The 1,875-nt window shown below is 67.3% G+C and carries 1 protein-coding gene; it reads right to left on the bottom strand.

Features of this window, described 5'->3' with window-relative positions:
• Positions 1-1,353 (bottom strand): cytochrome P450 (locus VGZ23_07955; protein HEV2357527.1); only part of this gene is annotated, 1,353 nt, incomplete at its 3' end.
• Positions 1,354-1,875 lie beyond the last annotated feature (522 nt).

Below are 1,875 nucleotides of genomic sequence, written 5' to 3'. Positions count from 1 at the left end.
GTAGCGCTTCCTGCGCGCGCGGGCCGCGCGGCCCGCGAAAACCGCGGAGTCGGGGCGAGGATCGGCGACGCGCCGGATGCTCTCCTTCGTGCTCTCCGGAACGGCCGCCGCGAAGGGGTTCTGGTCGCCGGTGCCATCGAGCAGGCCGAAGTCGTAATTGCACGCAGCGCGTCCGGAGACCTCGAGCGCGTAACGTTCCATCCAGGTGCGCGCGTCGAGCGGCTTATCGTCGGGGATCGCGGACCATGCGGCAACGAGCTTGCGCGCCTGATCTTTCATCTGCCCCAGCTGCGTCCGCTGGTTCAGCGGCGCGTACCACGGCAGCATCACGCGGCGGACATGGTTGTAGTGCTCGCCGTCGCCGATGACCGAGATGCCTCCGCCGCGGGTATTGCTCAGCTGGGCAAAGAAGTTGATCTCCTCGACGCGCTTGCCGAACCGCTCCTCGTCCCCCGCCACCTCGTCCAGCAGCTCGGGGTCCGAGACGACCACGAGCCGCCACTTTTTGGTCGGGATCCCGACCGCGTAGATGTGCCCGAACTGGCGGTAGTAGTCGAGCTGGGTGTCGTTGTCGTTCAGGATGTCGAAGTTCGCGAACCGCTCGCCCCTCGGCACGAGCCAGCGAACCGCGTACGGGATCTCGAGCGGGCCATCTCCCGGCGCGGGCACTGGGGCTGCGGGCAACGACGCCGCGGGCGGCGGCGTCTCCTCGCTGTGGACGTCGGGATAGACGAACTCCTGCAGTTCGTGGCCGACCAGCTGGAAGGTGGAGGAGCCGACGCCGACGAGGTCCCCCTCGGACACCATTGCGGCCGTGACCCGCCGCTCGTTGACGAAGGTGCCGTTGCGGCTGTCCAGGTCCACTATGCGATATCCGCCCGCCTCAGGGCGGAGCTCGGCGTGGTACTGGGAGACACCCGGATCGGCGATCACGACGTCGTTATCGGGCGCGCGTCCGATGCGCAGCATCGTGGCGGGCGGCAGGGGTGCCGCGCGCGGCCCGCCGGCCGCCTGGCCGGGGTCGGCTCCGCTGACGGTGCAGCTCAGGACCGGCCCGTCCGCGGGATCCCCGAGCCGGATCAGGCATTCGGAGCTGATCTCGATCCGGTCCACTCGCTGGTATCCGGCGTAGATGCCGTTGGTGCTGCCGTTGTCCGCCAGCACCCATCGGCCGTGCTCCAGCCGGAGCACGGCATGGCGCCAGGACACGCGGGCATCGGTGATCACGATGTCGCACTTCGGGTCGCGGCCGATCAGGTACGAGGGGCCAGCTGGCAGGCTCTGGTCGGATCCCTGGGTTCGGACCGCCAGCGGTGGTACGGACCCGCCCGAAACGGATTCCGCGGTGCTCACGCACCAACTCTAAAGCGCCAAATAGAAAGTAGAACAGGTGCATCTCAGGTCAAGGCCCGATCAGGCCAGGTAGACGGTGTATCAGGCCCGGGGTAACCTGACTCTAGCTTCCGTAAGGGCTTCCGGACCCACGGGAGCCTGGTCGGGGGAGTCGTAACAGCGACCCGGGCGGGCCTAGTGGAGGGGGACGCGACAATGGCCTTGCACTGCTAGCCGGTGGACATCGCTCCGTCGTTCGCCACGTATCCGGTAATGGTTTCGTGCGAACGATGACATAACGTATTCGCCTCCCGCTTCTTGCACAAGCTCGACAGGTCCGTACAAAAGGATCTCCTCCCCGCCTCGTCACGTCCATTGAAACCATCCGTCCGGGAGCGCCCAGATGCCTGAGCTACCCATGGTTGGCGATGAGTTCGCGGGCTACCTGCTGCGCGCCGTGGTGGGGCGTGGCGGGATGAGCGTCGTCTTCCAGGCCGAGAACCCCCGTCTTGGCAGCGTTGTCGCCCTGAAGGTGCTCGCCCC

The sequence above is a fragment of the bacterium genome (genome assembly GCA_035945995.1).
Lineage (GTDB): Bacteria > Sysuimicrobiota > Sysuimicrobiia > Sysuimicrobiales > Segetimicrobiaceae > DASSJF01.
The sequence above is the reverse complement of the archived record's forward strand: the minus strand, read 5'-3'. Positions and strand labels throughout refer to the sequence as shown.